This window comes from Pseudomonas sp. GNP012 (assembly GCF_054343835.1).
On the sequence record NZ_JBTGUU010000001.1, the window covers coordinates 600,279 to 623,363 of the forward strand.

26 protein-coding genes are annotated in these 23,085 nt (G+C 58.8%); 20 read left to right on the forward strand and 6 right to left on the reverse strand.

Annotated elements, in window-relative coordinates; genetic code table 11:
* Positions 1 to 108 precede the first annotated feature (108 nt).
* Together ftsB and ispD are read left to right on the forward strand one after the other, a co-directional pair.
* Positions 109 to 387 (forward strand): cell division protein FtsB, encoded by a 279-nt coding sequence (ftsB, locus tag ACXX83_RS02570; protein ID WP_007970710.1) that lies wholly within the window; start codon positions 109 to 111, stop codon positions 385 to 387.
* Positions 384 to 1,091, forward strand: a complete 708-nt coding sequence (gene ispD, locus ACXX83_RS02575; protein WP_458547482.1) for a 2-C-methyl-D-erythritol 4-phosphate cytidylyltransferase — start codon at positions 384 to 386, stop codon at positions 1,089 to 1,091. The genes ftsB and ispD overlap by 4 nt, the downstream gene beginning before the upstream one ends.
* A gap of 176 nt (positions 1,092 to 1,267) precedes the next feature.
* Here the strand turns inward: ispD and ACXX83_RS02580 are convergent, their stop codons facing one another.
* Positions 1,268 to 2,164: a LysR family transcriptional regulator gene (locus tag ACXX83_RS02580; RefSeq protein WP_015093776.1), complete on the reverse strand. Its 897-nt coding sequence runs from the start codon at positions 2,162 to 2,164 to the stop codon at positions 1,268 to 1,270.
* Between the two features lie 107 nt (positions 2,165 to 2,271).
* On the opposite strand from ACXX83_RS02580, the gene ACXX83_RS02585 reads away from it, so the two are divergent.
* The 8 genes from ACXX83_RS02585 to rpoS all read left to right on the forward strand — a co-directional run bounded on the left by ACXX83_RS02585 (position 2,272) and on the right by rpoS (position 9,406).
* A complete protein-coding gene (locus ACXX83_RS02585; RefSeq protein ID WP_126049674.1) occupies positions 2,272 to 3,384 on the forward strand; it encodes an S-(hydroxymethyl)glutathione dehydrogenase/class III alcohol dehydrogenase in 1,113 nt (370 codons plus the stop codon).
* Positions 3,385 to 3,392: 8 nt separating this feature from the next.
* Positions 3,393 to 4,238 (forward strand): S-formylglutathione hydrolase, encoded by an 846-nt coding sequence (gene fghA / locus ACXX83_RS02590; protein ID WP_095965047.1) that lies wholly within the window; start codon positions 3,393 to 3,395, stop codon positions 4,236 to 4,238.
* A 43-nt stretch (positions 4,239 to 4,281) separates the two neighbouring features.
* Positions 4,282 to 4,755, forward strand: coding sequence for a 2-C-methyl-D-erythritol 2,4-cyclodiphosphate synthase (gene ispF, locus ACXX83_RS02595; RefSeq protein WP_007970721.1), 474 nt, complete (start codon positions 4,282 to 4,284; stop codon positions 4,753 to 4,755).
* Positions 4,752 to 5,810, forward strand: coding sequence for a tRNA pseudouridine(13) synthase TruD (gene truD, locus ACXX83_RS02600; RefSeq protein WP_458547483.1), 1,059 nt, complete (start codon positions 4,752 to 4,754; stop codon positions 5,808 to 5,810). The genes ispF and truD overlap by 4 nt, the downstream gene beginning before the upstream one ends.
* Positions 5,798 to 6,547, forward strand: a complete 750-nt coding sequence (surE, locus tag ACXX83_RS02605) for a 5'/3'-nucleotidase SurE (RefSeq protein ID WP_015093781.1) — start codon at positions 5,798 to 5,800, stop codon at positions 6,545 to 6,547. The genes truD and surE overlap by 13 nt, the downstream gene beginning before the upstream one ends.
* A 41-nt stretch (positions 6,548 to 6,588) precedes the next feature.
* The gene (locus ACXX83_RS02610; protein ID WP_172435346.1) at positions 6,589 to 7,224 is read left to right on the forward strand and encodes a protein-L-isoaspartate(D-aspartate) O-methyltransferase; all 636 of its coding nucleotides are present in this window, start codon (positions 6,589 to 6,591) and stop codon (positions 7,222 to 7,224) included.
* A 211-nt stretch (positions 7,225 to 7,435) separates the two neighbouring features.
* Positions 7,436 to 8,293, forward strand: a complete 858-nt coding sequence (locus tag ACXX83_RS02615; protein WP_217837380.1) for a peptidoglycan DD-metalloendopeptidase family protein — start codon at positions 7,436 to 7,438, stop codon at positions 8,291 to 8,293.
* Between the two features lie 105 nt (positions 8,294 to 8,398).
* Entirely contained in the window at positions 8,399 to 9,406 is a 1,008-nt protein-coding gene (rpoS, locus tag ACXX83_RS02620; RefSeq protein WP_007970728.1) for an RNA polymerase sigma factor RpoS, read from the forward strand.
* A gap of 471 nt (positions 9,407 to 9,877) precedes the next feature.
* Here rpoS and fdxA read toward each other — a convergent pair whose 3' ends face one another.
* The gene (gene fdxA, locus ACXX83_RS02625) at positions 9,878 to 10,201 is read right to left on the reverse strand and encodes a ferredoxin FdxA (RefSeq protein WP_007970729.1); all 324 of its coding nucleotides are present in this window, start codon (positions 10,199 to 10,201) and stop codon (positions 9,878 to 9,880) included.
* A 142-nt stretch (positions 10,202 to 10,343) separates the two neighbouring features.
* On the reverse strand, positions 10,344 to 12,923 hold the full coding sequence (gene mutS / locus ACXX83_RS02630; protein ID WP_458547484.1) for a DNA mismatch repair protein MutS: 2,580 nt from the start codon (positions 12,921 to 12,923) through the stop codon (positions 10,344 to 10,346).
* A gap of 210 nt (positions 12,924 to 13,133) precedes the next feature.
* Between mutS and ACXX83_RS02635 the strand changes: the two genes are divergently transcribed.
* The 5 genes from ACXX83_RS02635 to recX all read left to right on the forward strand — a co-directional run bounded on the left by ACXX83_RS02635 (position 13,134) and on the right by recX (position 16,618).
* Complete coding sequence (locus ACXX83_RS02635; protein ID WP_095965138.1) at positions 13,134 to 13,868, forward strand: LexA family transcriptional regulator; 735 nt, start codon at positions 13,134 to 13,136, stop codon at positions 13,866 to 13,868.
* A 173-nt stretch (positions 13,869 to 14,041) separates the two neighbouring features.
* Positions 14,042 to 14,383 carry a phage holin family protein gene (locus tag ACXX83_RS02640; protein WP_458547485.1) on the forward strand — a complete coding sequence of 114 codons (342 nt, stop codon included), beginning with the start codon at positions 14,042 to 14,044 and terminating at the stop codon, positions 14,381 to 14,383.
* A gap of 116 nt (positions 14,384 to 14,499) precedes the next feature.
* Positions 14,500 to 15,000, forward strand: coding sequence for a CinA family protein (locus ACXX83_RS02645; protein ID WP_015093786.1), 501 nt, complete (start codon positions 14,500 to 14,502; stop codon positions 14,998 to 15,000).
* An 83-nt stretch (positions 15,001 to 15,083) separates the two neighbouring features.
* A complete protein-coding gene (recA, locus tag ACXX83_RS02650; RefSeq protein ID WP_007971148.1) occupies positions 15,084 to 16,142 on the forward strand; it encodes a recombinase RecA in 1,059 nt (352 codons plus the stop codon).
* An 8-nt stretch (positions 16,143 to 16,150) separates the two neighbouring features.
* On the forward strand, positions 16,151 to 16,618 hold the full coding sequence (recX, locus tag ACXX83_RS02655; RefSeq protein WP_095965054.1) for a recombination regulator RecX: 468 nt from the start codon (positions 16,151 to 16,153) through the stop codon (positions 16,616 to 16,618).
* 45 nt (positions 16,619 to 16,663) lie between these two features.
* On the opposite strand, the gene ACXX83_RS02660 is transcribed toward recX, so the two are convergent.
* The gene (locus ACXX83_RS02660) at positions 16,664 to 17,782 is read right to left on the reverse strand and encodes an LOG family protein (RefSeq protein ID WP_458547486.1); all 1,119 of its coding nucleotides are present in this window, start codon (positions 17,780 to 17,782) and stop codon (positions 16,664 to 16,666) included.
* Between the two features lie 480 nt (positions 17,783 to 18,262).
* On the opposite strand from ACXX83_RS02660, the gene ACXX83_RS02665 reads away from it, so the two are divergent.
* Positions 18,263 to 18,457 carry a hypothetical protein gene (locus ACXX83_RS02665; protein WP_007971153.1) on the forward strand — a complete coding sequence of 65 codons (195 nt, stop codon included), beginning with the start codon at positions 18,263 to 18,265 and terminating at the stop codon, positions 18,455 to 18,457.
* Here ACXX83_RS02665 and ACXX83_RS02670 read toward each other — a convergent pair whose 3' ends face one another.
* The gene (locus ACXX83_RS02670) at positions 18,458 to 18,880 is read right to left on the reverse strand and encodes a quorum-sensing-regulated virulence factor family protein (protein ID WP_007971154.1); all 423 of its coding nucleotides are present in this window, start codon (positions 18,878 to 18,880) and stop codon (positions 18,458 to 18,460) included.
* A 188-nt stretch (positions 18,881 to 19,068) separates the two neighbouring features.
* Between ACXX83_RS02670 and ACXX83_RS02675 the strand changes: the two genes are divergently transcribed.
* The 3 genes from ACXX83_RS02675 to ACXX83_RS02685 all read left to right on the forward strand — a co-directional run bounded on the left by ACXX83_RS02675 (position 19,069) and on the right by ACXX83_RS02685 (position 21,137).
* Complete coding sequence (locus ACXX83_RS02675; protein ID WP_458547487.1) at positions 19,069 to 19,827, forward strand: tRNA-uridine aminocarboxypropyltransferase; 759 nt, start codon at positions 19,069 to 19,071, stop codon at positions 19,825 to 19,827.
* Between the two features lie 220 nt (positions 19,828 to 20,047).
* Complete coding sequence (gene erdR / locus ACXX83_RS02680; RefSeq protein ID WP_007971156.1) at positions 20,048 to 20,698, forward strand: response regulator transcription factor ErdR; 651 nt, start codon at positions 20,048 to 20,050, stop codon at positions 20,696 to 20,698.
* 76 nt (positions 20,699 to 20,774) lie between these two features.
* Positions 20,775 to 21,137, forward strand: a complete 363-nt coding sequence (locus ACXX83_RS02685; RefSeq protein ID WP_015093791.1) for a diacylglycerol kinase — start codon at positions 20,775 to 20,777, stop codon at positions 21,135 to 21,137.
* Here ACXX83_RS02685 and ACXX83_RS02690 read toward each other — a convergent pair.
* A complete protein-coding gene (locus ACXX83_RS02690) occupies positions 21,134 to 22,060 on the reverse strand; it encodes a LysR family transcriptional regulator (RefSeq protein WP_015093792.1) in 927 nt (308 codons plus the stop codon). The two genes, ACXX83_RS02685 and ACXX83_RS02690, sit on opposite strands and share 4 nt — an antisense overlap.
* Before the next feature lie 145 nt (positions 22,061 to 22,205).
* Between ACXX83_RS02690 and fpr the strand changes: the two genes are divergently transcribed.
* Positions 22,206 to 22,985, forward strand: a complete 780-nt coding sequence (gene fpr, locus ACXX83_RS02695; RefSeq protein WP_003443014.1) for a ferredoxin-NADP reductase — start codon at positions 22,206 to 22,208, stop codon at positions 22,983 to 22,985.
* Positions 22,986 to 23,085 lie beyond the last annotated feature (100 nt).

Sequence of the window (23,085 nt, forward strand, 5' to 3'; positions counted from 1 at the left end):
CACTAATCTGATGGCTTATAAGCACAAGCCTGGTTCTTCCAGGCTTCGTGCTATCAGAAGCTTCACGTTTGGCATGGCTGTCTTTTTTCACTGGATACCTGATATTCGATGCGCAGTCCCAATTGGTTGTTCCTCATTCTGCTTTTGTTGCTGGCTGGCTTGCAGTACCGCCTGTGGGTGGGAAACGGCAGTCTGGCGCAAGTGGCCGAGTTGACGCAGCAGATCGCGGATCAGCAAGCTGAGAACCAGGCATTGCTGGAGCGCAATCGGGTAATGGACGCCGAAGTCAGTGAGTTGAAAAAGGGCATGGAGACCGTTGAAGAACGGGCTCGCCATGAGTTGGGCATGGTCAAGGACGGTGAAACCCTTTACCAGTTGGCGCAATGAGCCAGACGTTACCGGCCTTCTGGGCCGTGATTCCTGCCGCGGGCGTCGGTGCCCGTATGGCCGCGGACCGTCCCAAGCAATACTTGCAACTGGGCGGGCGCACTATTCTCGAACACAGCCTCGGCTGTTTCCTTGACCATCCTTGCCTGAAAGGCCTGGTGGTCAGTCTTGCTGTCGACGATCCTTATTGGCCGAACCTGGCGTGTGCCAGTGACCCGCGTATTGTCCGGGTCGAGGGCGGTTCCGAACGTTCCGGATCGGTGCTCAATGCCTTGCTGCATTTGCACGCGCAGGGTGCCGATGATGAGGATTGGGTACTGGTTCACGATGCCGCACGGCCTAACCTCAGTCGTGACGACCTGGACAAGTTGTTGGCTGAACTGGCTGACGACCCTGTCGGCGGACTGCTGGCGGTTCCGGCACGGGATACGCTCAAGCGGGTCGACAAGCACGGTCGCGTACTCGAAACCGTGGATCGCAGTGTGATCTGGCAGGCCTACACGCCGCAGATGTTTCGCCTTGGGGCATTGCATCGGGCGTTGGCTGACAGCCTGGTGGCGGATGCCGTCATTACCGACGAAGCATCGGCCATGGAGTGGGCCGGTTCGGCACCACGGCTGATCGAAGGGCGGTCCGATAACCTCAAGGTGACGCGTCCCGAAGATCTTGAATGGTTGAGGCAGCGTTGGGCCAATCGTCACTAAGTTGTGCGGCAATCAACTTTGAGACCGCGTCGCGCCTTTCGCGAGCAAGCCCGCTCCCACATTTGACCAATGTGCCCGCAATTTTTGTGAGCAAGACTGTTCCCCTGTGGGAGCGGGCTTGCTCGCGAAAGCGCCGGTTCAGTCAGCCAATCTGTCACTGAGAAACACTGGTGGTTCTAACCCCGATACTCCGGCCGTTCGGCCAACCCTTCCTTCAGGTAGTCCACCAGTTTTCTTACCTTCGGCGACAAATGCCGTTGTTGTGGATAAAGCGCCCAAACCGCGGTGTTCGGTGGTTGATGCGCCTCCAACAACGAAATCAATGCGCCGCTCTTCAAATGCTCGAGCACGTAATAGTCCGGCAACTGACACAACCCCACGCCCTGTAGCGCCGCGTCCAGTACGGCTTGCCCACTATTGCAGCGCCAGTTTCCCTGGACTCGCTGGGAAAATTCCCGTCCGTTCTGCTCCAGTTGCCAGAGATCCGAACTGCCGATAAGGCAGTTGTGGCGACTGAGTTCCGACAGGCTGTGCGGCCGGCCGTAGCGCTCAATGTAGGAGGGTGATGCGCAGAGAAACATGCGCCGTGGCGCGAGGCGGGTGGCAACCAGCCGTGAATCCTGCAAGCGCCCGAGGCGGATCGCCAGATCGAGGCCATCATGTACCAGGTCGAGTTGCCGATTGGTCAATTCGATATCGATGCGCAGTTGCGGATACAGCCCCATGAAACGGGTCACCAGCGGCACGATGAAGCGTTCACCGTAAGCCACGGCGCACGTCATGCGCAGCATGCCTTTGGGCTCGCTGGTCAAGTCACCCACCGCGCGCAGTGCCTCTTCGCGGCCGTCCTGCAAGCGTTGGCAATGCTGCAGGAAAGTTTGCCCGGCCTCGGTCAGCGCGACCCGGCGGGTACTGCGGTAGAGCAAACGGGTTTGCAGGCGCTCTTCGAGGCGTACGATTTGTCGACTGATATGGGAGGAAGAAACCCCCAGGCGCTCCGCCGCAGCGGTGAACTGGTTGCACTCGGCGACAGCGACAAACTCGTCGATCCCTTCCCAGCGGTTTTCGGACATCGATGATTATCCCTGTGTGGCAATAATATTTTGCATTTGCGTCGATTATTCATCGGTTGGCCATGTATTACACTCCTTGTCTCGTTTTTATTCACTGGAGAGTCATCATGATCAAGTCGCGCGCCGCCGTTGCCTTCGAGGCCAAGAAGCCCCTCGAAATCGTAGAAGTCGATGTCGCCATGCCCAAGGCCGGCGAAGTCTTGCTGCGCGTGGTGGCCTCCGGTGTCTGCCATACCGATGCCTACACCTTGTCCGGCGCTGATCCGGAAGGCATCTTCCCGTCGATCCTCGGTCACGAAGGCGGGGCGATCGTTGAAGCCGTCGGCGAGGGTGTGACCTCCGTGGCGGTAGGCGACCATGTGATCCCGCTGTACACCCCGGAATGCCGCCAGTGCAAATTCTGCCTGTCGGGCAAGACCAACCTCTGCCAGGCGATTCGCGCGACCCAGGGCAAAGGTTTGATGCCGGACGGCACTTCGCGTTTTTCCTACAAGGGCGAAACGATTTTCCACTACATGGGCACTTCGACCTTCTCCGAGTACACCGTGCTTCCGGAGATTTCCGTTGCGAAAATCGCCAAGGAAGCGCCACTGGAAAAAGTCTGCCTGCTGGGCTGCGGCGTCACTACCGGTATCGGCGCCGTGCTCAACACCGCCAAGGTCAAACCGGGTGATACCGTGGCCATTTTCGGCCTCGGCGGCATCGGTCTGTCGGCCGTCATCGGCGCGGTCAAAGCCAAGGCTGCCCGCATCATCGCCATCGACATCAACCCGGCGAAGTTCGAGATCGCAAAACAGCTGGGTGCAACCGATTGCGTGAACCCTAAAGACTTCGATCGTCCGATCCAGGAAGTCATCGTCGACATGACCGACGGTGGTGTCGACTTTTCCTTCGAGTGCATCGGCAATGTGCAACTGATGCGCGCGGCACTGGAGTGCTGCCACAAGGGCTGGGGCGAGTCGGTCATCATCGGTGTTGCCGGTGCCGGCCAGGAAATCTCCACCCGTCCGTTCCAGCTGGTCACCGGCCGCGTCTGGCGCGGTTCGGCGTTCGGTGGTGTGCGTGGCCGTACCGAGTTGCCAAGCTATGTGGAAATGGCCGAGACCGGTGAGATCCCGCTGGATACCTTCATCACCCACACCATGGGCCTGGAAGATATCAATAAGGCGTTTGACCTGATGCATGAAGGAAAAAGCATCCGCTCCGTCATTCATTTCTGAGGTCTGTCATGAGCCTGGAAAACATCTCCTGCCAGAAAAGCTTCGGTGGCTGGCACAAGCGCTATCGCCATCGCTCTGACGTGCTCGGCTGCGACATGGTGTTCGCCGTCTATCTGCCGCCGCAGGCGGAGCAGGGCGGCAAGCTGCCGGTGTTGTACTGGTTGTCCGGCCTGACCTGCACCGACGAGAACTTCATGCAGAAGGCCGGCGCCATGCGCATGGCCGCCGAGTTGGGGCTGATCATCGTCGCACCGGACACCAGCCCTCGCGGTCCTGATGTGCCGGGCGATCCGGATGGCGCCTGGGACTTCGGCCTCGGCGCCGGATTTTATCTGAATGCCACCCAGGAACCCTGGTCGCGACACTATCGGATGCATGACTACGTTGTGCAGGAATTGCCGACATTGGTTGAAGCCCATTTCCCGGCGTCGGACAAGCGCGGCATCAGTGGACATTCCATGGGCGGCCACGGCGCGCTGGTCTGTGCTTTGCGCAACCCGGGACGTTATCGTTCGGTATCGGCGTTCTCGCCCATCAACAATCCGATGGATTGCCCGTGGGGGCACAAAGCCTTCTCCCGCTACCTGGGAGAGGATCGTTCGAAATGGCGGGAATGGGATGCCTGCGCGTTGATCGCCGAGGCCGATGAAAAGCTGCCGCTGCTGGTCGACCAGGGTGATCGCGACGATTTCCTTGCCACTCAACTCAAGCCTGAAGCCTTGCAACAGGCGACCAAACTGGCCGGTCATCCTCTGACGTTGCGCCTGCAACCGGGCTATGACCACAGCTATTTCTTCATCGCCAGTTTCATCGATGAGCACTTGCGGCATCACGCGCATGCTCTGGTTGGCTAATGCAGGTAGAATCACGCCCTGACAAAAATCGGGGCGTTTTTTTATGCGTATTGGCCACGGCTATGATGTGCACCGTTTCGCTGAAGGCGATTTCATCACTCTGGGCGGTGTGCGCATTGCACACAGCTTCGGGCTGCTCGCCCACTCAGACGGTGACGTCCTCTTGCACGCCTTGAGCGATGCCTTGCTTGGCGCCGCGGCGCTGGGCGACATCGGCAAGCATTTCCCGGATACCGACCCGCAATTCAAGGGCGCCGACAGCCGCGCGCTGTTGCGTCACGTCGTCGCACTGGTCCATGCCAAGGGCTGGAAAGTCGGCAACGTCGACAACACCATCGTCGCCCAGGCGCCGAAAATGGCCCCGCATATCGAATCGATGCGCGCGCTGATTGCCGCGGATCTTCAAGTAGAGTTGGATCAAGTGAACGTGAAAGCTACCACCACCGAAAAGCTCGGCTTTGTCGGTCGCGAAGAAGGCATTGCCGTGCACTCTGTTGCCTTGTTGCTGCGCGCATGAACGAACTGCAATTGCTCGGCCCTCGGGCTTACGGTGAGGCCCTCGGCACGGCGGTCCTCAAGGCGATCGCGGTAGACTTCCAGGTCGACGAAGTCCTCGACATTCCCCTCAGTGGCGAAGGCGAACACCTGTGGATCTGGGTGGAAAAGCGCGGCCTGAATACTGAAGAAGCGGCGCGCCGGATTGCCAAGGCTGCGGGTGTGCCGTTGCGTACCGTCAGTTATGCCGGGCTCAAGGACCGTCAGGCGTTGACTCGCCAGTGGTTCAGCGTGCAGCTGCCGGGCAAGGCCGACCCTGATCTGACAGCCGCGGAAAACGATACGCTGAAGATCCTCAAGACCGCCCGCCACAAGCGCAAGCTGCAACGTGGCGCGCACTCGGCCAACGGCTTTACCTTGCGCCTGACGCAGTTCGCCGGTGACAAGGCTGCGCTTGAAGAGCGTCTGCAACTGATCGCCAAACAAGGCATCCCCAATTATTTCGGCGCCCAGCGTTTCGGCCATGACGGCGGCAACGTCGTCGATGCTCGCGCCTGGGCCGCGCGCAAGGCCCTGCCGGAGCAGCGTAACGTGCGCTCGCGGCTGCTCTCCGCGGCGCGCAGTTTTCTGTTCAACCAGGTATTGGCTGCACGTGTCGCCGACGGCACCTGGCAGCGTGCCCAGGTGGGCGATCTGCTGGCATTTACCGACAGCCGCAGCTTTTTCCCGGCAGGTGAAGCCGAGTGCAGCGACCCGCGCCTGGCAATTCTCGATCTGCACCCGACCGGTCCGCAGTGGGGCGAAGGTGACTCGCCGGCCATGGGGGTTGTCCATGAACTGGAGCAGGCCATCGCCGAACGCGAAGCGGATTTGCGTGACTGGCTGATCAACGCCGGTATGAGCCACGAACGTCGCATCCTGCGGCTGCCCATTGGCGGGTTGACGTGGCATTATCCCTCGCTGGACATTCTGCAACTGGAATTCGTCCTGCCGGCCGGATGCTTCGCCACCGTATTGGTGCGCGAGCTTGTTGATCTGGTGCCGGTGGGGCAGACGGACAGCCCATGCGTATTCTGATTTCTAACGACGATGGGGTAACAGCACCCGGTCTCGCCGCGCTTTATGCTGCGCTGGCGGATTACACCGAGTGCGTGGTTATCGCCCCGGACCAGGACAAGAGCGGCGCCAGCAGTTCGCTGACGCTCGACCGTCCGTTGCACCCGCAAACCCTGGCCAACGGCTTTATCAGCCTCAATGGCACACCAACCGATTGTGTGCACCTGGGTCTCAACGGCCTGCTGGAGCGCGAAGCGGACATGGTGGTTTCCGGTATCAACCTGGGCGCGAACCTGGGGGATGATGTCCTGTATTCCGGCACGGTGGCGGCGGCCCTTGAGGGGCGTTTCCTGAAACACCCTTCGTTTGCCTTTTCGCTGGTCTCACGCCAGGTAGAGAACCTTCCCACAGCTGCCCATTTCGCGCGCAAACTGGTTGAAGCCCATGCTGACCTGGATCTGCCACCGCGTACGGTACTGAACGTGAACATTCCGAATTTGCCGCTCGATCGCATCCGCGGTATCCAGTTGACCCGCCTGGGCCATCGCGCCCGTGCCGCGGCACCGATTAAAGTGGTAGATCCGCGGGGCAAGTCCGGTTACTGGATCGCCGCGGCCGGGGATGCCGAGGACGGTGGACCGGGTACCGATTTCCATGCAGTGATGCAGGGTTATGTGTCCATCACGCCGCTGCAACTGGATCGCACCTTCAATGATGCCTTCAGAAGTCTGGACGGCTGGCTGGAGGGGTTGCGCTGATGGGCCGCGAACAAGACGATATGCTGCGTCGCGGCATCGGCATGACCTCCCAGCGAACCCGGGAGCGGCTCATCCAGCGCCTGTATGAAGAAGGCATCTCCAACGCTAGGGTGCTGGAGGTCATTCGCCGGACCCCGCGTCACCTGTTCGTCGATGAAGCGCTGGCGCACCGTGCCTATGAAGACACCGCGCTACCGATAGGTAATAACCAGACCATCTCCCAGCCTTATATGGTGGCGCGCATGAGCGAGCTGCTGCTGGAGGCCGGTCCCCTCGACAAGGTGCTGGAAATCGGCACCGGGTCGGGTTACCAGACGGCAGTGCTGTCGCAACTGGTCGAGCGTGTGTTCTCGGTCGAGCGCATCAAGGTTCTGCAGGATCGGGCAAAGGAACGCCTGGTCGAACTGAACCTGCGCAACGTGGTGTTTCGCTGGGGCGATGGTTGGGAAGGTTGGCCGGCACTGGCGCCGTACAACGGGATTATCGTCACCGCCGTGGCGACTGACGTGCCCCAGGCATTGCTTGACCAGTTGGCTCCGGGAGGCCGAATGGTGATCCCGGTCGGGGCCGGCGAAGTCCAGCAATTGATGCTGATCATCCGCGAGGAACAAGGTTTTTCCAGGCATGTTCTGGGGGCTGTGCGCTTCGTGCCATTGCTCAATGGGCCATTGGCCTGAGCATTTGTTTCGGCGCGCTGAATTCTCTTCGATTGCCTTTGTCTTACAGCGGCATCGATTGTTTCAACGGGATTCATCTTCAGGCAGCAAACGTGTGCGTGACAGCGATTCGCCACATTAAAGGTAAAGCGTGCACGGCCCGTTATACTTGCGACAGTTCATGCCGGACTCCGGTATTTAACATTTTCAGCCACCACAGAGGGAGCGGCGGGTGAGTCTCACAGTCATTGCGCAGCGTATGAGTAAAACGAGCTTTCAGCGCTTGGTGACTGGCCTTGTATTGAGTACATTGCTGGTCGGTTGTTCCAGCAACAAATCCAGTGATGTTCGTGTCGTGGACCGCAACAATGCGGCGGCTCAGCGTCCAGCCGTGACCACCGGGCAATACGTGGTGCGTCCAAAGGACACCCTGTTTTCCATTGCTTTCCGTTACGGCTGGGACTACAAGGCCCTTGCGGCCCGAAACAATATTCCCGCGCCCTACACCATCCATCCGGGTCAGACGATTCGCTTTGATGGTCGTACCGGTTCAACGTCGACAGCGGTGGTCAGTTCGTCCAGTTCAACGCCTTCGTCGTCGAGTAAAACCACGGTCATCCGTCGTTCGGCAAACGGTACGACTACCAGCACAACGACAGTTGTACCGTCCGTCGCGAACAAACCTGCCCCCGCTCCGTTACCTCCTCCGGGGCCAGCCCCGACAGGCTGGGGATGGCCATCTAATGGCATTCTGATTGGAAAATTCTCTTCAAACGGTAGTTTGAATAAAGGAATTGATATCGCCGGAGATTTGGGACAGCCTGTTTTAGCTGCGTCTGATGGGACGGTGGTATACGCCGGGAGTGGCTTAAGGGGCTACGGCGAATTAGTGATCATCAAGCACAGTGAAACCTACGTCAGTGCCTACGGACATAACCGCAGGCTGTTGGTTCGGGAGGGGCAGCAGGTCAAGGTCGGACAGACAATTGCCGAAATGGGGTCAACGGGTACAGACCGGGTGAAACTGCATTTTGAGATTCGCCGCCAGGGTAAACCTGTAGATCCGCTGCAATTCCTGCCACGTCGTTGATCGCTTACCAGCCTGTTCCGTCGCGTAGAGGGGACAGGCTCCAGCGTTGCCAGGGAGAAAGGCGCCGCTTGAGCTTGAGGTCGAACTCACCAAAGGACTATAACAATGGCTCTCAGTAAAGAAGTGCCGGAGTTTGACATCGACGATGAGGTTCTCCTGATGGAGAGCGGCATCGATACGGATTCGATGTCGAATGATGAAGGGGCGGCTCCACCTTCCGTTCGTGCCAAATCCAAACACTCCGCATCGTTGAAACAACACAAGTACATTGACTACACGCGGGCACTCGATGCCACGCAGTTGTATCTCAATGAAATTGGTTTTTCTCCCCTCCTGTCACCCGAAGAAGAAGTTCATTTTGCGCGCCTGTCGCAAAGTGGCGATCCGGCCGGGCGCAAGCGCATGATCGAAAGCAACCTGCGACTGGTGGTGAAAATCGCCCGACGCTATGTCAATCGTGGGCTGTCGCTACTGGACCTGATCGAAGAGGGCAACCTCGGCTTGATCCGGGCGGTGGAGAAGTTCGATCCGGAGCGCGGTTTCCGCTTCTCGACCTACGCGACCTGGTGGATTCGCCAGACCATCGAACGCGCAATCATGAATCAGACCCGGACCATCCGGCTGCCGATCCATGTGGTCAAAGAGCTGAATGTGTACCTGCGGGCTGCGCGGGAACTGACGCAAAAACTCGACCATGAACCCTCACCCGAAGAAATCGCCAACCTGCTGGAAAAACCGGTGGGAGAGGTCAAGCGTATGCTCGGCCTTAACGAACGGGTTTCTTCGGTCGACGTCTCGCTGGGTCCGGATTCGGATAAAACCCTGCTCGACACCCTGACAGACGACCGCCCGACCGATCCATGCGAACTGTTGCAGGACGACGACCTGTCCCAGAGCATCGATCAATGGCTCTCGGAGCTGACCGACAAGCAACGCGAAGTGGTTGTACGCCGCTTCGGCTTGCGCGGTCATGAAAGCAGCACCCTTGAAGACGTCGGTCTGGAAATCGGCCTGACCCGTGAGCGGGTCCGGCAGATTCAGGTGGAAGGCTTGAAGCGGCTGCGCGAGATCCTGGAAAAAAATGGTCTGTCGAGTGAGTCGCTGTTCCAATAAGGCACTCAATGCGATGGCATGAAAAACCCCGACTGGCTCGGGGTTTTTTATTGCCAGACCAAGAGACCGAATCCCCTCTGGATTTCGGTTTCGTGCTGTAAGCCCAGGCTTACACTTGCGTAAGTGTTCGTTATTTTTACACCCTGGCAATCGTCCATGATGAACGCCTTTCGTTTTTATCTTTTTGATTTATATAACTATTTTTTATTATTAATGACGTGTGACAGCTGGGTTTCGCGCCAAGGGGCGATTGATCCCGCAGGGGAACACTCTAGTATTGAGGTTGTGTCGACGGACAGACACGTCCTTCAAGGATGAGGGATAGGGATATCGCAGGACGCGATTCATCAGGATGATGAAAAGGAACACAGGGAATAGGGAAAAAATGTGGGCGGGTCAAACCGCCCCTTTTTTTGCCTGCAGAAAAGCAAAAAGGCCCTTGTGGGGCCTTTTTCGCGAACGCGGGGGTAATCAGCGTTCGAGGTCTGCGATCTTGCCTGGCTTGCCATCCCATTCTGCGGAATCGGGCATTGGATCCTTGCGTTCGGTGATGTTTGGCCAGATATCGGCCAACTCAGCGTTCAGCTCGATGAAGTTCTCCATGCCGGCCGGAACCTCATCTTCGGAGAAGATAGCCACGGCAGGGCATTCAGGTTCGCACAGCGCGCAATCGATGCACTCATCCGGGTGAATCACCAGGAAATTCGGGCCTTCGTAAAAGCAGTCCACCGGACAGACTTCTACGCAGTCGGTGTACTTGCACTTGATGCAGTTGTCGGTGACGACGAAGGTCATTTCTAATTTTCTCCTCAGGCGCGGCTTGCTGCGCCCCTTCTCGTAGGGGTCGCCAGGTTTGGGAGCGATAGTCTGCTGGCCAGGCTATTAGCCAGCAGCATCCCAAACCGCGCGAGATTCTAACAGCTTGCAAGCCGCTGCGTTAGATCCGTGTCTTCAGTGTATAGAGCATTTCGAGAGCACGACGTGGTGTCATGTCGTCCAGATCGAGCTTGGCCAGTTCCTCCAGCACCGGGTGTGGCAGGCTGGCAAACAGGTCGCTTTGCTGTGGAACCGCCGGTTTGCCTTTGGCAGGTGCTGGCGACTCATGGGGCAGTGCGGTGTCTTCCAGGCGGCTCAAATGCTCGCGGGCACGGGCGATCACCTCACTCGGTACGCCCGCCAGCTGCGCGACCGCCAGGCCGTAACTCTGGCTGGCCGGGCCGGGCAGCACGTGGTGTAGGAACACGATGCGTTCATTGTGCTCGGTGGCATTGAGGTGCACGTTGGCCACCAGCGGCTGGGCTTCCGGCAGGACGGTCAGTTCGAAGTAGTGGGTGGCGAACAGCGTGTAGGCACGCAGATGCGCCAGGCGTTCGGCCGCTGCCCATGCCAGGGACAGGCCGTCGAAGGTACTGGTGCCGCGCCCGACTTCGTCCATCAACACCAGGCTGCGCTCGGTGGCGTTGTGCAGAATGTTCGCGGTTTCGCTCATTTCCACCATGAAGGTCGAGCGCCCGCCGGCCAGGTCATCGCTGGAACCGATCCGGGTGAAGATGCGGTCGACGAGCGATAATTCGCAACTGGCCGCCGGCACGAAGCTGCCGATATGCGCCAGCAGCACAATCAGGGCGGTCTGACGCATGTAGGTGGATTTACCGCCCATGTTCGGGCCGGTGATCACCAGCATGCGCGTGTTGTCGTCCAGGCTCAGGTCGTTGGCCACGAACGGCGTGGTCAGCACCTGCTCGACCACCGGATGGCGGCCCTGGCTGATGCGCATGCACGGTTCGCTGACGAAGCGCGGGCAGTTCAGGTCGAGGTTCAGTGCACGCTCGGCCAGGTTGCTCAAGACGTCCAGTTCGGCCAGGGCGCCGGCGGTGTCCTGCAAGGGTGGCAACTGGGCGATCAGGTCTTCGAGCAGCGCTTCGTACAGCATCTTCTCGCGGGCCAGGGCGCGGCTCTTGGCTGACAATGCCTTGTCTTCGAACGCCTTGAGTTCCGGCGTAATGAAACGCTCGGCGCCTTTGAGTGTCTGGCGGCGAATATAGTCGGCCGGTGCCGACTCCGCCTGCTTGCTTGGCAGCTCGATGAAGTAACCGTGAATGCGGTTGTAGCCGACCTTCAGGTGCGACAGGCCGGTGCGGGCCTTTTCCCGTGCCTCGAGGTCGATCAGGAATTGCCCGGCGTTTTCGCTGAGCGATTGCAGTTCGTCGAGTTCGCTGTCGTAGCCGGTTTTCAGTACGCCACCGTCACGAATGACCGCCGGCGGGTTGTCGATGATGGCCTTCTCCAGCAGTGCTGCCAGTTCCGGGTAGGTACTGGTAATGCTGGCGAGTTGCTGGAGGTGCGGGGCTTCGAGCTCTGTCATCGCCACTTGCAGTTCGGGCAGTGCGCCGAGGGCGTCACGCAAGCGGGCGAGGTCGCGCGGGCGGGCGTTGCGCAGGCCGATCCGCGCAAGAATCCGCTCGATGTCGCCGATTTCCTTGAGCTGCGGTTGCAGTCTTTCGAAGCGGTAGCCGTCGAGCAGGCAGGTGATCGAGGTCTGGCGCGCCAACAGCACCGTCAAATCGCGTAACGGGCGATTCAGCCAGCGGGTCAGCAGGCGGCTGCCCATGGCGGTCTGGCAACGGTCCACCACCGATTGCAGGGTGTTGTCGCGGCCCCCGGCCAGGTTGGTGTCGAGCTCCAGGTTGCGACGGCTGGCGCCATCGAGCACCACGGTGTCGTCGAGGCGCTCATGACGCAGGCTGCGCAAATGGGGCAGGGCGGTGCGCTGGGTTTCCTTGGCGTAGGTCAGCAGGCAACCGGCGGCGCCGATGGCCAGGGTCAGGTTTTCGCAGCCAAAGCCCTTGAGATCCTGGGTCGAGAATTGCTGGCACAGGCTTTTGAGCGCTGAATCGCGCTCGAAATCCCATGGCGCACGGCGACGCACACCGCGGCGTTTTTCTGCCGGCAGATCCTTGGGCCAGTCATCCGGGATCAGCAGTTCCACCGGGTTGACCCGCTCCAGCTCCGCCAGCAGGTTTTCCCACCCCTTGATTTCCAGCACGCTGAAGTTGCCACTGGTGATGTCCAGCACCGCCAGACCGAACAGGCGCTCGTCACCCAGAACGGCAGCGATCAGGTTGTCTCGGCGCTCATCCAGCAGCGCCTCGTCACTCACCGTCCCCGGCGTGATGATGCGCACCACCTGCCGCTCCACGGGCCCTTTGCTGGTGGCCGGGTCACCGACCTGCTCGCAGATCACCACCGATTCGCCAAGCTTCACCAGTTTTGCCAGGTAACCCTCGGCGGCATGGTAAGGAATCCCGCACATCGGAATCGCCTGCCCCGCCGACTGTCCGCGGGCGGTCAGGGTGATGTCCAGCAACTTGGCGGCCTTCTTCGCGTCTTCATAGAAGATCTCGTAGAAGTCGCCCATGCGGTAGAACATCAGCTGGTCCGGGTGCTGGTTTTTCAGGCGCCAGTACTGCTGCATCATCGGGGTGTGGGAAGACAGGTCGGAGACGGCTTTATTCATCGGATTGTCAGGAAGCTCGTTGAAAGAGGTGGGGCAAAAGCGGGGCAACGGCCAGGCTTTTCCGCGATGGGCGCAAGGTTACCATGGGCGCTCTACCCGACGCAGGCATCGCGGCCGGGTGACATCTTTTACGATGCAAAAAACAGGTCATGCATCGATTATGCAATTGGGCATTTGTCTTCTGCGGAAATAACCAGCACTATGCGCGTTATGCACAAACGCAACGTATCTACTGTCTTAAGGGCATTGCTCGATCAGCACGGGATCTCCCCCACGGAGCTTCACCGTCGTACCGGCGTGCCTCAATCCACGCTCTCGCGTATTCTCAGCGGGAAGATCGTCGATCCTTCGGATCGGCATATTTCGAAAATTGCCGACTATTTTTCCGTGAGCACCGACCAGTTGCGTGGCCGCGCGGACGTCGCGCCCGCCACCAATGCCGGGCGCGCTCCTGTGCATTCGGAACTCAAGGATATAAGCCTGTGGGACGACGATACCCCTGTCGATGACGATGAGGTGTCAGTTCCTTTTCTTCGTGAGGTTGAGTTGGCCGCAGGATCGGGAAGATTCGTCATCGAAGAAAGCGAACGTTCTAGCCTGCGCTTCGGCAAACGTAGCCTGCGCCATAACGGCGTACAGTTCGACCAGGCCAAGTGCGTGACAGTGCGGGGCAACAGCATGTTGCCGGTACTGCGTGACGGGGCGACGGTCGGGGTCAATGCTGGCAAGTGCGGCATTGGCGATATCGTTGACGGCGACCTTTATGCAATCAATCACAACGGCCAACTTCGGGTGAAGCAGCTTTATCGCCTGCCGACCGGGATTCGCTTGCGCAGCTTCAATCGTGATGAACACCCAGATGAGGATTACACCTTTCAGGACATCCAGGAGGAGCCGATTGTTATCCTCGGACATGTCTTCTGGTGGGGCATGTACGCTCGCTAACACCTCCTGCGTTCAGATATAACCCGCTTCCCGAGCGGGTTTTTTCGTTTGCTGAAGGCATCGGATTGTCTTCTTTTATGCGTTTGCGCATTGACTGATTATGCATTGATGCATAATCTTGTTGCCTATCTGTTCAAGAACACGGAATGACCGTTCACTCAAGGAGGCATGAAATGACCGCTGAGCAATATGCGTTGCTGGACATGCCTCTTTGGCTGGTCATCAGCCTGCCAATACTCGGTGGCGTTACCGGTGAAATGTGGCGTGCCGATAAAGAGGGCGTTCGTGGCTGGCCCCTTATCCGGCGCCTGAGCCTGCGGTCTGGCTCCAGCATGATCTGCGGCGCCTCGGCCATCATGTTGCTGCACGCCGCCAATGTTTCCATTTGGGCTGCTTGTGCAGGCGGTTGTTTGGCGGCGATGGCCGGGACTGACGTGGTTTTGGGTTTGTATGAGCGTTGGGCGGCCAAGCGCATGGGCGTCAGTCAAGTTCCATTCGGCGACGTCGAAGATTGAATCCTCGGCAGGCCTTTTCCAGAGCCTCTGGTTCTTTACATTTTGATCGCTCCAGTCGCTTGCAAGTGCGGTCTGCTGGTGTACGGTTAACCCATCCCGCCCATCAGGAGATGACCGTGAAAGTAATCACCCAACTCGCCGCTGACCTTGGCAGGCAATTGCAGGTTCTCAATGCCCACGTTTCCACGGCCGAGTCCTGCACCGGAGGCGGGATCGCCGAGGCGATCACCCGTATTCCCGGCAGCTCGGCGTGGTTCGAGGCCGGTTATGTCACCTACTCCAATCTGCAGAAGAACCTGCAACTGGATGTTCCTGTGGAGTTGTTCACCACGGTGGGGGCGGTCAGTCGCGAGGTGGTCGAGGCGATGGCCAGGGGCGCGCAGGAGAAAAGTCGCGCATATTTTTCCGTGGCGGTCAGTGGCGTAGCCGGGCCGGACGGTGGTTCGCCGAGCAAGCCAGTGGGGACGGTTTGGCTGGCCTGGGGGGTGGGCGAGCGAGTGTTCAGCGAGTTGCAACACTTCGCCGGTGACCGTGACGAGGTGCGCCGACAAACGGTGAAGGCCGCGCTAGAGGGGCTACTGCGCTATGCCGCGGCAGAAATCTCAAATCAGGGGTAGGCGATCCGGAATCGCTGTGGAATAATACTGGCTACTTATACAGGTGTTGGCCGTCAGGCCTTATTGATTACGTGAGGACTTTAATGGACGACAACAAGAAGAAAGCCTTGGCTGCGGCCCTGGGTCAGATCGAACGTCAATTCGGCAAGGGTGCCGTAATGCGTATGGGCGATCAGGACCGTCAGGCGATCCCGGCCATTTCCACTGGCTCTCTGGGTCTGGACATTGCTCTCGGCATCGGCGGTCTGCCAAAAGGCCGTATTGTTGAAATCTACGGTCCTGAATCTTCCGGTAAAACCACGCTGACCTTGTCCGTGATCGCCCAGGCTCAAAAAGCCGGCGCGACCTGCGCATTCGTCGACGCCGAACACGCCCTCGATCCTGAGTACGCCGGCAAGCTGGGCGTCAACGTCGACGACCTGCTGGTTTCCCAGCCGGACACCGGCGAGCAGGCCCTGGAAATCACCGACATGCTGGTGCGTTCCAACGCGGTTGACGTGATCATCGTCGACTCCGTGGCCGCCCTGGTGCCAAAGGCTGAAATCGAAGGCGAAATGGGTGACATGCATGTGGGCCTGCAAGCCCGCCTGATGTCCCAGGCGCTGCGTAAAATCACCGGTAACATCAAGAACGCCAACTGCCTGGTGATCTTCATCAACCAGATCCGCATGAAAATCGGCGTGATGTTCGGTAGCCCGGAAACCACCACCGGTGGTAACGCTCTGAAGTTCTACGCATCGGTTCGTCTGGACATCCGTCGTACTGGCGCGGTGAAGGAAGGTGATGAAGTCGTTGGTAGCGAAACCCGCGTCAAGGTCGTGAAGAACAAGGTAGCTTCGCCGTTCCGTCAGGCCGAGTTCCAGATTCTTTACGGCAAGGGCATCTACCTCAACGGCGAGATGATCGACCTGGGTGTTCTGCACGGTTTCGTTGAGAAGTCCGGCGCCTGGTATGCCTATGAAGGCACCAAGATCGGTCAGGGTAAGGCCAACTCGGCCAAGTTCCTGGCGGACAACCCGGAAGTCGCGGCAAAGCTGGAGAAGCAACTGCGTGACAAGCTCCTGTCCCCGGCATCCGTAGCAGACGCCAAAGCTTCTGCGGTCAAAGAGACCGAAGACGACCTGGTTGACGCTGATATCTGATCGAAGCGATGACCGCCGTACTCGATACACTCGTCGCGGTGCGGCGAACCGCAATGGACCTGCTCGCACGACGCGAGCACGGTCGAGTCGAGCTGACGCGTAAACTGCGTCAGCGCGGCGCCCTCCCCGAAATGATCGAAACAGCACTCGACCGGTTGACGGAAGAGGGGTTGTTGTCTGAAACCCGTTACCTCGAAAGTTTTGTTTCCTATCGTGCCCGTTCCGGTTATGGCCCTTTACGCATTCGTGAAGAGTTGAGCCAGCGCGGCCTGCAGCGCACCGATATTGAACTTGCCCTGCGTGAGAGCGGTATCGACTGGCAGGAGCAACTGGCCGACACCTGGCGACGTAAATTCTCCGGGCAATTGCCGGCAGATGTCCGGGAGCGCGCCAAACAAGGCAGGTTCCTGGCGTATCGGGGATACTCCATGGAAATGATCAACCGCCTGTTCAGCGGTCGAGGGATGGACGATTGAACTGAATCGGCCCGCTATTTCGATAGCGGGCCGTTTTTTTATGCCTTACGTAACCTTTGACGACTCCCGCGTGCGTTGTTGTGCCTGGGGTTTTGATTGTGCCCAGTTTTCCGGCAGGTTGATGTAGTCCACAAGTTCGCGCAGGCGGCCATGATTGCGGGCGTTGAAGTTGAAGACCAGTCGCGCCAGATGGCTGAATTCGGCTTCGTCGTGTTCTTCACCGCTGTAAGTGTGCTGATGGAAATGATCACTCAGGCACAGGTCGGCGAAAGCCTCCTGCATGTATTCGAGTGCCTGGTCGTTGAGTGAGTGATTCATGCGAATCAGGAACTGATGCTTGAGCCAGCGACTGGAGTGAAAGTTGCCGTAGAACTGGTTGATGTGCTCTACCGCTTCTTCGACGTTGTAGACCAGTCTCACCAGCTTCATGTCAGTGGGCAGGATGTAGTGGTTTTCCTCCAGTTGCTGGTGAATGAAGTCCAGTGCGCCTTTCCAGAATTTACCGCCCGGCGCGTCGAGCAGCACCACGGGCACCAATGGGCTCTTGCCGGTCTGAATCAGCGTCAGCACTTCCAGGGCTTCATCCAATGTGCCAAAACCGCCCGGGCACAGCACCAGGGCATCGGCTTCCTTGACGAAGAACAGCTTGCGGGTGAAGAAAAAATGGAAGGGCAGCAGGTTGGTCGTGCCGTCGACAGTGGGGTTGGCATGCTGCTCGAAGGGCAGGGTGATGTTGAACCCCAGGCTGTGTGTCAGGCCGGCGCCCTCGTGGGCGGCGGCCATGATGCCGCCACCGGCGCCGGTAATGACCATCATGTCCGAGCGCGCCAGAGCGGCGCCGAGTTCCCGGGCCATCCTGTAGAGGGGATGTTCCATGGGGGTACGGGCCGAGCCGAAAACCGTGACCTTGCGCCGTCCCTTGAATTGTTCGAGCACGCGGAAGGCCTGTTCCAGTTCGCGCAGGGCTTGCAGGGTGATTTTGGCGTTCCAGCGGTTGTGGTCTTCCTGGGCCATGCGCAGCACGGTCAGGATCATGTCACGGTAGATCGGGATATTCGGGCTGTTGGGTGAAATCAGCTTGAGTTGTTCTTCGACCTTGCTGAGGAGGTCGTGGCCGCTTTCTTCAAAATGACGGCTCAGGAGGTCATTCGGTTGGTAAGGCATTCAACTTCTCCTTCTGCACAGAACCTTCGGCCCGACAACGTACGTCGCGCCACGACACTTCATGTATCGCTGTCTGCCCAGGCCCATGCCTGGGCGATCTACTTGATCCGAAAGGCATCGGATCATCCAAACAGGTTCTGTTTTTCCCTTGGATGAAAGAAACAATCGCATAACACGACAAGCGACGGGCAGCCCCTTTCCAGCCCTGAAAAAGTGAAGGTGGACACCTGAAATCTAGACGTTCACAACGATTTGCGCTGATTGATCATTGCGCCACAACGTCTTTGCTGGCAACCGCTTATTGATGATTTGCAAGGTGGTTTCACCGCTCGTCTGAACAGTCGTCGTGTGTGCCGCACTCTGATTTACTAAGTTACAGGTGCCACACGACAACTTTGCGTCAACGGCAGGACGCACGGTATATGCAGTTCAAGGATTTAATCGCTCAAACATGAGTGAAGTGCAGGGAGGCGGGAAACCATGGCCAGAGTCGTTCTGGAGGTCGATACGCAACTGTATCGATTGTTGAAGTCATCAGCCGAGGCCAATCATTTGAGCCTCGAAGAGGAGTGCTGCCGGCGTTTGCGTGGCGGCGAACGCCGTTCGCATTACTTGCAGGCGCTGCTGGCAGAATTGCGCGCCGAAGATGAACAGCGGCGCGCCAATTCCCGGTGATTACTTTTTCTTCTTGGCCGGTTGCAGGCAATCCGATTCCTGGAAGCTTGCGGAACCAACCGGACGGTTGGTCTTCACCTCGGTGAAGTCGTAACGCATGATCGCGCCCTTGGCCATCAGCTTGCGAAACCCTTCGTTTCTGCAGACAGAAGCGCCCAACTGGAAGTACACCGCCTTCGGGTCTGCACGCATCTTGTCGGCGTGGCTGCTCTGCACGCTCAGGTGGTTGATCAGCTGTTTGCCTTCAACGGTGTAGCCTTGATCGAGTATGTCTTCGTTGATCGCTCGAGGAGTGCCGACGCTGCTCTGGGTGGCGACGTTTTGCAGCATTTTGTTCAGTTCCGTGTCTTTCAAGGACGCAGCCTGGGCATTGAGGGACGACGCCAGCAAAATAGCCGCGGTAGGAACGATAAGGCGCAGCATGAAACTCTCCTGGTTCAGTGATGGGGGTTTGACCCGTCACGTGACTGTGCGTTCAGTGGCGGCGAATTATAGGGGAGGCGGGCTGGACGGTACAGGCTTGCACCGGGCGGTCTGGTAAACTGCTGGCACTTTTTGCCCTGTCGAGTGTTTTTCGTGTCGAGTTCTCTTCTCTGTGGGCGTTGCCCGCTATGAGCACTACCCCCGCGCGCTTTGCCTTGAATGCCGTAGCCCGCTTGCGCGATCAGCGTGAGGAGGAAGGCATCAAGCCGATTCAGGCCCGCGGCTGGCGTGCGCCGCGTTGCCGTGACTGCCGGGTGATCGAGAGCCACTGCTTGTGCGCATGGCGTCCGCAGGTCGCGACCCGCTCCGGCGTGTGCCTGATCATGACCAACAAGGAAGTGTTCAAGCCGAGCAACACCGGTTGGCTGATCGCCGATGTGGTCCCTGACAACCACGCCTTCATCTGGTCCCGTACGGAGGTCGATCCGAAGTTGCTGGCGCTGTTGTCCGACCCGCAATGGCAGCCCTACCTGGTGTTTCCGGGTGAGTATGTCGAGCCTGAGCGGGTGACAAACAGTGTGGATGTCGATGGCACGAAGCGTCCGTTGTTTATTCTGTTGGACGCGACCTGGACCGAAGCGCGGAAGATCTTTCGCAAGAGTCCCTATTTCGATCGTTTGCCGATCCTCAGCCTGCTGCCCGAAAAACTCTCGCGCTACCGGTTGCGCCGCTCGACCCGCAGCGAGCATCTGTGCACGGCGGAAGTGGCGGCGCTGTGTCTCGACCTTGCGGGCGATATCGACGCAGCCTCGGCGCTGGATGCCTACTTTGATGTGTTCAGCCAGCATTACCTCGACGCCAAACATCAGTTGGATATGAACGTTTCGACCCCGGCGCATGCCGAGTTGATGGCCTATGTCCAGTCGGTCACTCCATTGGTGGACTGATTGTCGCTCATACTGCAATAAACTGTACCGGGCATGCTGCTTGACCACCCTGGCTTCGCTGGGCATGCTTGGCGCCGATCAGGGTGCGGCCAGCGTTCGTAATGGCGTTTCTTGCGTTGAATGTGCCTGGTCAGTGCAGCTCCATGGCTGTGCCTTGAGGTGCTTTGGCGAGGTCCGAATGCATCGGGCGTCCCATAAAAAAAACAGGATCATTTGAAAAATGGCCACATACGAAATCCTGATTGCCGATGACCACCCACTGTTTCGTAGTGCCTTGCATCAAGCGTTGACCCTGGGCCTTGGCCCGGATGTCCGTCTGGTGGAGGTGGCGAGCATTGCCGAACTGGAAGTCCGCCTGACGGAAAAGTCCGACTGGGATCTGGTACTGCTGGACCTGAACATGCCGGGGGCCTACGGTTTTTCCGGGCTGGTCCTGCTGCGCGGTCAGTACCCGCAGATTCCGGTGGTCATGGTCTCGGCCCAGGAAGAGCCGACCATCATGGTCAAGTCCCGTGAATTCGGCGCCAGTGGTTTCATTCCCAAATCCAGCGACTTGAGTGTGATCCAGAAAGCCGTGCGTGCGGTCCTCGATGGCGATGTGTTCTGGCCACCGCAGGCGTTCGAAGCGGTCAGCGTTTCGGCAGAGGCCAAGGCGGCCAGCGAAGGCCTTGCCAGTCTGACACCGCAGCAATTCCGCGTGCTGACCATGGTCTGCGAAGGCTTGCTGAACAAGCAGATCGCCTACGAGTTGAGTGTTTCCGAGGCGACTATCAAGGCGCACGTGACCGCGATTTTCCGTAAACTGAATGTGCGGACCCGGACCCAGGCTGCGCTGCTCTTGCAACAACTTGAGTCAACTTCCAGCCATTAAAGGCTGGCAACTTCACGCTTTTTTGACTTTGGTTGAACTAGCTTTCCCACTTCCTTTTTTGTCAGTTGCCTACTCTATGTCACCTTTCAAAGGCCAGACCGGTCTGAAACGTATTCTCAATGCCTCCGGGTATTCGCTGGACGGCCTGCGCGCAGCCTTCACCGGCGAAGCCGCCTTTCGGCAACTGGTATTGCTCAACGTCATCCTGATTCCCTTGTCGTTCTTCCTGAATGTCAGCCGGGTCGAACAGGCGTTGTTGATCGCGGTATGCCTGTTGGCGTTGATAGTCGAGTTGCTCAATTCGGCCGTGGAAGCGGCCATCGACCGCATTTCCCTTGAGCGGCACCCGCTGTCCAAGAATGCCAAGGACATGGGCAGTGCCGCCCAGTTCGTGGCATTGAGCATGATTGCCCTGGTGTGGGCGGTCATCCTGCTCTAAGCGATCGTCGGTAGCACGATCTCGTCGCTGCGCTGAACCCCGGCGGTGAAGGCGCGGCATAGATCGAGGAATTCGCGCATCGCCGAGGTCTGATATTTCTGTTTATGCCAGATGAAATAAAACTGTCGCGCCAGATCCAGATCCGGCGTTTCGACAGGCACCAGGCTGCCGCGGCGAAATGCGTCACGCAAAGCCAGCCGGGAAATGCAGCCAATCCCCAAACCTGATTCCACCGCGCGCTTGATCGCTTCGGTGTGCTCAAGCTCCAGGCGGATATTCAAGGAAGAACGGTGATGACGCATGGCTTGATCGAAGGTCAACCGTGTGCCGGAACCCTGTTCGCGCAAGATCCAGGCTTCGTGGCTCAACTCGTCCATGGTGGCCGTGCCGCGCTGGGCCAGCGGATGCTGAGGGGCGCAGAACACCACCAGTTCGTCCTCGACCCAGCTTTGCACTTCGATGTCCGGGTGACTGCAGTCGCCTTCGATCAGACCCAGGTCAATTTCATAGTGGGCCACCTGCTGCACAATGTTGGCAGTGTTCTGCACATGCAGCTTCACCTGGCTTTCCGGATGGCGCTGCATGAAGCTGCCGATCAGCAGGGTGGCCAGGTAATTGCCGATGGTCAGGGTCGCGCCCACGGCCAGCGAGCCGAAACCGGACTTGCCGTTGAGCAGGTCTTCGATTTCCTTGGCCTGGTCCAGCAGGGCGACAGCTTGCGGCAATAGTTGTTTGCCGAGGGCGTTCAGGCTCAGCCGTTTGCCGGCGCGGTCGAACAGTTGGCAGCTGCACTGGCGCTCCAGTTCGGTGATCGAGGTGCTCGCCGCCGATTGCGAGAGGTTGAGCAGGCCCGCAGCACGGGACACGCTTTCCTGCTGGGCGACGGCGACGAATACTTGAAGTTGACGGAGAGTAAATCGCATATCGATATAACCGATAACCCTTATCTTAATAATCCATTTAACAGATATTGTCTCTGCCTTTAGAATGCGATGCAATTGCGCAGAGCTGGCTTTCTTGCAGAGCACACCGAACACGCGCAGACCAATCTCCAGGAGTCCCACGTACATGAGCAACATGAACCACGAGCGTGTCCTCAGTGTTCACCACTGGAACGACACTCTGTTCAGCTTCAAGTGCACCCGTGATCCGGGCCTGCGCTTCGAGAACGGTCAGTTCGTGATGATCGGCCTGCAACAGCCCAACGGCCGCCCGCTTATGCGCGCTTACTCGATTGCCAGCCCGAACTGGGAAGAGCATCTCGAGTTCTTCAGCATCAAGGTGCCTGATGGTCCGCTGACTTCGCAGTTGCAGCATCTGAAGGAAGGGGACGAGATCATCATCAGCAAGAAGCCTACCGGCACGCTGGTGCTGGATGACTTGAAGCCTGGCAAACATTTGTACCTGCTCAGCACCGGTACCGGTCTGGCACCGTTCATGAGCGTCATCCAGGACCCGGAAACCTACGAGCGTTTCGAAAAAGTGATCCTGTGCCACGGCGTGCGTTACGTCAACGAAGTCGCTTACCGCGAGTTCATCACCGAGCACTTGCCGCAGAACGAATTCTTCGGCGAGGCGCTGCGTGACAAGTTGATCTACTACCCGACCGTGACCCGCGAGCCGTTCGAGAACGAAGGCCGCCTGACCGACCTGATGCGCAGCGGCAAGCTGTTCAGCGACATCGGTCTGCCACCGATCAACCCGCAGGACGACCGCGCCATGCTGTGCGGCAGCCCGAGCATGCTCGACGAGACCAGCGAAGTGCTGAACAGCTTCGGCCTGAAGGTTTCGCCGCGGATGCGCGAGCCGGGTGACTACCTGATCGAGCGTGCGTTCGTAGAGAAGTGACCGCAGGTCACGTTGTAGGAGCGAGCCTGCTCGCGATGGAGGTCAACGATAACGCGGGAAGCTTGATACCCAGCGGCGTCCTCAGGTTTTTCGCGAGCAG